Here is a 6,204-nt window from a genome sequence, read left to right as displayed (position 1 = left end):
GTGCTAACCCGTAAACTGTATGATTAAGCATTGGCGCAATATCGCTAGGCGCTTTGTGCGCACCTTCCTTATTACACTGCAGTTTGTTTTTGGTTAATTCGAGAATTTCTTCATAACTTTCAGCAGATGTATCTGTACTTACAAATACGGTATATAGCTCTAACAACTCATTCTTGTATTCTAATAAACTTAGGTAAAATTCATATCTAGCTTGCACAGAGTATTGCTGTAAGCTAGATTCACAACAACTAAATAGTAGCTTTTCGAAACAATGTACCTTATTTTGGCTCGTTCTTATCATTTTGACTTTTCAACGCTTCAGTTAAACTCTTGCTTTGGGAAAGTAAATTACGTAACTCATTTGCTCTTCCTCCTAACAACTCGATGTAACTATCTTGTTCAGTCTCAACATGGCTAGGAAACTTTAACGTCGGCTTTTTGTTCTCTGTCATAATCTAATTATCAGCTTTAAATCTACTTGTCTGCATTGGTTATAAGATTATCCGTATATGAAGAATAATGATATTACATGGCATTACGCCCTATTTCACATTGGTTAATTTTTTATTCCCAAGTACAATAGTGACAGAACTATGACTTAGATAAAAACGAACCGAGAACTTGTGGACAATTATCAAATCGTGCCTATTGGCCATATAGAATCACCTTACAAACAAAAATTTGCCATTCCCCGTCAACCTAGGTTAGTGCCACAGGCAAAAGCAAGACTCATCTTCACCAAAGACTTTAACCGAGAAGAGTTTGTTAGGGGCATTGATGAATTTAGCCATTTATGGCTGTTGTTTCGGTTTCACGAAACCGCCGACAAAGGTTACTCCGCATTAGTACGTCCTCCTCGCTTAGGCGGAAATGAAAAAAAAGGCGTCTTTGCTACCCGCGCAACATTTCGACCTAATGGTATAGGTATGAGCGCGGTAAAATTAGAAAGTATTGAATATAAAAATGGCCAACTTGCTTTGCGGCTCTCTGGTATAGATTTACTTGATGGCACCCCCATTATTGATATAAAACCCTATTTGCCGTATTCCGATGCAATGACTGACGCAAGTGCTGGTTTTGCTGATACTCGTCCTGAAACCCAAATGACAGTGGCATTCAGTGAACAAGCTGACTCGTACATTTCTCAGCAACAGCAATACCCTGAATTACGTGCTTTTATAACGAATGTGTTAAAGCAAGACCCCCGCCCAGCTTACAAAAAACAAAAGCAACAGACCCAGTTTTATGGTATGACTCTATACGATTTTAACATCCGCTGGCAGGTTGATGAAAACCACAACCAGGTCATTGAGATTTCCAAACAATAGCGACATAGAATAATTACTTGTCTGCGCCGTCAGCGCTGTTAAACTACGCGGAATTAACACGAAAAATAAATACATTACGAACGGAACAACCATGCGTACTAGTCAATATATTTTAGCGACTCTAAAAGAGACGCCTTCGGATGCTGAAATTATCAGTCATCAGCTTATGCTTCGAGCGGGTATGATCCGCAAATTGGCTTCAGGCCTCTATACTTGGCTTCCTTCTGGCTTGAAAGTTTTACGCAACGTAGAAAAGATTGTGCGAGAAGAAATGGATAATGCGGGCGCGATTGAGATGCTGATGCCAGTGATCCAACCAGCCGATCTTTGGCAGGAATCTGGGCGTTGGGAACAGTTTGGTCCAGAACTTCTCCGTATCACAGATCGAAATAATCGCCCTTTCGCACTAGGCCCAACACACGAAGAAGTTATTACAGATTTCGTTAGAAAAGAGATCAACAGTTACAAACAACTTCCGATCACGTTGTATCAAGTACAGACCAAGGTACGTGATGAAGTCCGCCCTCGCTTTGGCGTAATGCGCGCACGCGAATTTACCATGAAGGATGCTTACTCTTTCCATTTAAGCGAAGAGTGTTTAACACAAACCTATAAGCGAATGCATCAGGCCTATTGTAATATTTTTGAACGCTTGGGACTCAATTATCGTCCAGTACTCGCAGATACAGGCTCAATCGGTGGAAGCCTATCACATGAATTTCATGTTTTGGCTGAATCGGGTGAGGATGCTATCGCATTTAGTGATGCAAGTGATTACGCAGCTAACATTGAAAAGGCAGAAGCATTAGCACCAAAAACAGAAAGAGCGGCCCCATCCAAAGAGCTAAACTCATTTGCTACGCCAGAAGCCAAAACGATCGCTGAATTAAAAGCCAACCACGGTGTAAAACCACACCGTAGCGTTAAAACGTTAATAGTTTATGGTGCAGCAGATGAAAACGAGCGACGTGGATTGGTTGCGTTAATTATTCGCGGTGATCATGACTTGAATGAATTAAAGGCACAGTCTCACGACCTAGTCCATTCACCTCTTGAAATGGCAAAAGAACAAGATATTATTTCCGCTATTGGTGCCCGCCCTGGTTCTCTGGGACCTGTCAGTTTAAACATACCTGTTATCGTTGACCATAGTGCTGCTGTCATGGCTGACTTTGTGGCTGGAGCCAATAAAGATGGTGAACACTACAGTGGCATAAACTGGGATCGTGATGTAACGGACTATGTAGTTGCTGATATTCGTAACGTTGTTGAAGGCGATCCAAGCCCTTGCGGTAATGGGTCATTACATATCAAACGCGGTGTTGAAGTCGGTCACATTTTTCAGCTCGGCACTAAATATTCAGAGTCAATGAATGCTGGTGTGCTTGGTGAAAGTGGTAAAAACCAAATGATGAGCATGGGTTGCTACGGTATCGGTGTGTCACGTATTGTCGCCGCAGCAATTGAACAAAATAACGATGACTATGGTATTAAATGGCCATTGGCATTGGCGCCATTTTCGCTTGCGATTGTGCCTATGAATATGCATAAATCTCATCGTATCCCTGAAATTGCTAATAATTTATATTCAGAATTTAAAAAAGCAGGGATCGACATACTCTTTGATGACCGAAAAGAACGACCTGGTGTTATGTTTAATGACATGGAGTTACTTGGCGTGCCATATACACTGGTCATTGGTGAACGTAACCTTGATAATAATCAAGTTGAGCTTAAAAACCGACGTACAGGTGAAAAGCGGATGTTAAGTATTGACGATGCTGTTACCGAAATTTGTGCGCTGATTAACTCACAGTAAGCTACTTTAAATAATCGCAGTAAATTATTTGTCGCGAGTGGCTTATTAGTCACTCGCTTTTTTATAATAAGTATTCCAAAAAGTATATACCTGAATGACTGTCATATTCTCTTCTTTATCTCGTCGTCGAATTGTCACTTTCTAACACTATGCTTGATTTTATTACGCTAGAGATAAGAGCGAATGAAAGCAACGTACTATCCAAGTATTTGGATTTCAGATACCCACCTAGGCTACAAAGACTGTAAAGCTAGCTACCTACTTGATTTCTTAAACCGAACAGAATGCGATGTACTTTATCTCGTCGGTGATATCGTCGACCTATGGTCAATGAAACGGCAATTCTATTGGGATACAAGCCATTATAAGGTGTTAGAGTGCATTCAAGAAAAAGCGGAGGCTGGCACAAAAGTAATTTATATTCCAGGGAATCATGATGAAACGTTCAGGCAGTATGCCGGTCACACCCTATTTAATGTAGAAGTCCACAAATCATTTATCCATACCACCTCCGCAGGGAAAAAATTCTTACTGCTACATGGTGATGACTTTGATTCTGCAACTCGATATAACAAATTAATCAGTATTGCCGGAGATGCTGCCTACGATTTTTTGCTCTTTCTGAACCGTTGGAGTAATCGTGTAAGGCGTTTATATGGAGGCCATTATTGGTCACTCGCCTCTTGGCTTAAAAATCGTGTTCATAAAGCGAGAGAAGCAATTGCGGCATTTGAAGCGGCAGCTATTCACGAAGCAAAAAGACAAGGAGTGGATGGTATTATATGCGGACATATTCACCAACCCGCCTTAAAAGTATGCGATGGAATCGTTTATTGTAATGACGGTGACTGGATAGAAAATTGCACCGCGTTAGTTGAAAATAAAGAGGGTAAAATTGAACTATTACATTGGTCTGATATTCAACATGTTCTAAATGTCGTCGCATTAGATGAAGGTCTACAAGGTATGCCATCCCAAAATACTTCTGATGAAGCGGCATAGTAAAATGAGCACGCTCGTTAAATATAAATGAGCGCGCTCATAGAAGATCAATATAAGCCGCTATTACCTAAATAAAACGGATTCTTTGTTAAACCACCTTACACAGCTCAGTAAAAGTAAACTTGCCAATGCAGCTGATGCAATAAAGATAAGTGCAATAGCTCCCTGATCAACAGTGCCTTTTACAACCTCCTTGATAGCCAATGCAACATTGGTTATTGGAATAAGTGCGGTAACGTTATCAAGTTCCATGTTTGGCAATAGTGAAACAACAATAGGCACAAACACAGCCATACTCAATGGACCCATATAGTTTTGTGCCTCTTTAAATGTCCGTGCATATATTGATATCGCCAGAACCAATGAAGATAACATCGCAGCTACAGGTAACAACAACGAAAATATAAGTATAAAGTCCCAAGCAGTCACGCTATTAAATGCGGTTTTGACCGCCTCTAAACTCACAAAACTTGACGCTACGCTCACCCAAATAGCCAAACTCGCAACTGTTATCAATGTACATGCGATTGAACTTGCCAATACAGTAAAAAATTTTCCTAGGACTAACTCTGAGCGGGTCACGGGAGTTAATAACAATGTTTCTAAAGTCCCTCGTTCTTTTTCTCCAGCCCCCAAATCGATTGCCGGATAACTGGCACCCATTAATACCAAAGGTAACAACAAATAAGGGATCAATGCGCCCAACTTTTCACCGTAGTTTTCCCGCTTATCGGCTGTATCAACTTTGCTGATCGTAATGGGAGTAAGTAACGCGGGTTGATGCCTAATATCAACACCTAAATCCTTTAAAGCTCCGGTTCTTAACTCATTCGATAATTTACTAGCGACGGAACGCACACGATTAAAAATGAAGTTAATCGCTTTTGCATCGTTAAATACGATTTGCCACTGACTCTGCTTTCCTGCTTGCATTGCAAGTTCTGGGTCATTCGGAATAAATATACCAACATCAATGATCCCCTCTTTAACCGCCTCAGAAAGCTGTGCTACTGAGTCAAACTGCTTTTGTCCTGCATATTTTTTAAAGCTCTTGTGGTAGAATATTTCCTCTGAAAAAGCCGTCGAAAATTGCGTGTTAACAATATAATATGTGTGAACCTGTTGCTCGGCTTTTAAACTTGCTTGAGACGTTAAAAATGCCACAAAGCCTAAAATAATCGGGAAAATAAGCATTGGTAATGCAATGATAAAAAAAAGCGTTTTCCTATCCCTCAGTAATTCTATAATTTCCTTTTTAAAAACTTCAAACATGCTTATTCCCACTCAATAGATTTAGAAAGGCCTGATTCAACTCAGTACTGCCGCCCTGTTTCATAAATTCGGTTACAGTACCATCAAAGCAACTTACGCCTTGGTCTATCACCGCTATTTTGTCACACAACAAGGCAACTTCATCGAGGTGGTGTGTTGAAAAAATCACCGGTATTCCTTGTGCTTTTAAAGAACGAATGAATGAAATAACCGTCTGAGTCGTCATAATATCAAGCCCTGTTGTTGGCTCATCTAGAATGACCACTTTGGGGTTATGTACGACAGCTCTGGCAATATTTGTTTTTTGTTTCATTCCTGTCGATAAATGCTCTGCCCGTTTGTCCAAGAATGTGGTCATGTCTAGCATGCTAAACAACTCATCGCACTTTGCTTTCAGCGCATGTCCTTTAAGGCCATGCAGCTTGCCAAAATACTCAACATTTTCTCTTGCCGTCAAGCGACCATATAATCCAGTCGAGCCAGATAAAAAGCCAATTGCCTTGCGTCCAAGTAATGGCTGTTTAACAATATTATCGTCTTCAATTAGTATTGACCCGTGATCCGGTTTCAAAGCGGTAGATAACATACGTAATGTCGTTGTTTTTCCCGCTCCGTTTGGACCTAAAAGCCCCAATACTTCACCATGATCACATGTAAAACTGACATTTTTTACCGAGTGAAAATACCCTTCATATTCTCTACTGTCATGACGTTCCTTGTTTTGCTTATGCTCTTTGGTTAGCTTGAACCGCTTTGCTAACTTATCAACTGCAATCATGATTG

At 40.6% G+C, this 6,204-nt stretch carries 7 protein-coding genes; 3 read left to right on the top strand and 4 right to left on the bottom strand.

Annotation, left to right across the window (positions count from 1 at the left end; all coding sequences use genetic code 11):
• Together J8L97_RS18285 and J8L97_RS18280 are read right to left on the bottom strand one after the other, a co-directional pair.
• Positions 1-301, bottom strand: a 301-nt coding sequence (locus tag J8L97_RS18285; protein WP_211051994.1) for a hypothetical protein, incomplete at its 3' end; no start/stop codon positions are given.
• A complete protein-coding gene (locus J8L97_RS18280) occupies positions 279-452 on the bottom strand; it encodes a hypothetical protein (protein ID WP_192507518.1) in 174 nt (57 codons plus the stop codon). The genes J8L97_RS18280 and J8L97_RS18285, both read right to left, overlap by 23 nt.
• 171 nt (positions 453-623) lie before the next feature.
• Between J8L97_RS18280 and tsaA the strand changes: the two genes are divergently transcribed.
• The 3 genes from tsaA (at position 624) to J8L97_RS18265 (ending at position 4,149) form a co-directional block, all read left to right on the top strand.
• Positions 624-1,328, top strand: a complete 705-nt coding sequence (gene tsaA / locus J8L97_RS18275; protein WP_210997553.1) for a tRNA (N6-threonylcarbamoyladenosine(37)-N6)-methyltransferase TrmO — start codon at positions 624-626, stop codon at positions 1,326-1,328.
• Between the two features lie 91 nt (positions 1,329-1,419).
• Positions 1,420-3,147 carry a proline--tRNA ligase gene (locus J8L97_RS18270; RefSeq protein ID WP_211051993.1) on the top strand — a complete coding sequence of 576 codons (1,728 nt, stop codon included), beginning with the start codon at positions 1,420-1,422 and terminating at the stop codon, positions 3,145-3,147.
• Between the two features lie 183 nt (positions 3,148-3,330).
• A complete protein-coding gene (locus J8L97_RS18265; RefSeq protein WP_211051992.1) occupies positions 3,331-4,149 on the top strand; it encodes a UDP-2,3-diacylglucosamine diphosphatase in 819 nt (272 codons plus the stop codon).
• Between the two features lie 63 nt (positions 4,150-4,212).
• On the opposite strand, the gene J8L97_RS18260 is transcribed toward J8L97_RS18265, so the two are convergent.
• Both J8L97_RS18260 and J8L97_RS18255 read right to left on the bottom strand, forming a co-directional pair.
• The gene (locus J8L97_RS18260; protein ID WP_211051991.1) at positions 4,213-5,421 is read right to left on the bottom strand and encodes an ABC transporter permease; all 1,209 of its coding nucleotides are present in this window, start codon (positions 5,419-5,421) and stop codon (positions 4,213-4,215) included.
• Complete coding sequence (locus J8L97_RS18255) at positions 5,414-6,199, bottom strand: ATP-binding cassette domain-containing protein (protein ID WP_211051990.1); 786 nt, start codon at positions 6,197-6,199, stop codon at positions 5,414-5,416. Before J8L97_RS18255 ends, J8L97_RS18260 begins: the two co-directional genes overlap by 8 nt.
• Positions 6,200-6,204: the final 5 nt, after the last annotated feature.

The sequence above is a fragment of the Pseudoalteromonas sp. MMG012 genome, assembly GCF_018100875.1.
Classification (GTDB): Bacteria; Pseudomonadota; Gammaproteobacteria; order Enterobacterales; family Alteromonadaceae; genus Pseudoalteromonas; species Pseudoalteromonas aurantia.
Note: the sequence above shows the minus strand (reverse complement) of the source record. Positions and strands in the feature narration are given on the sequence as shown.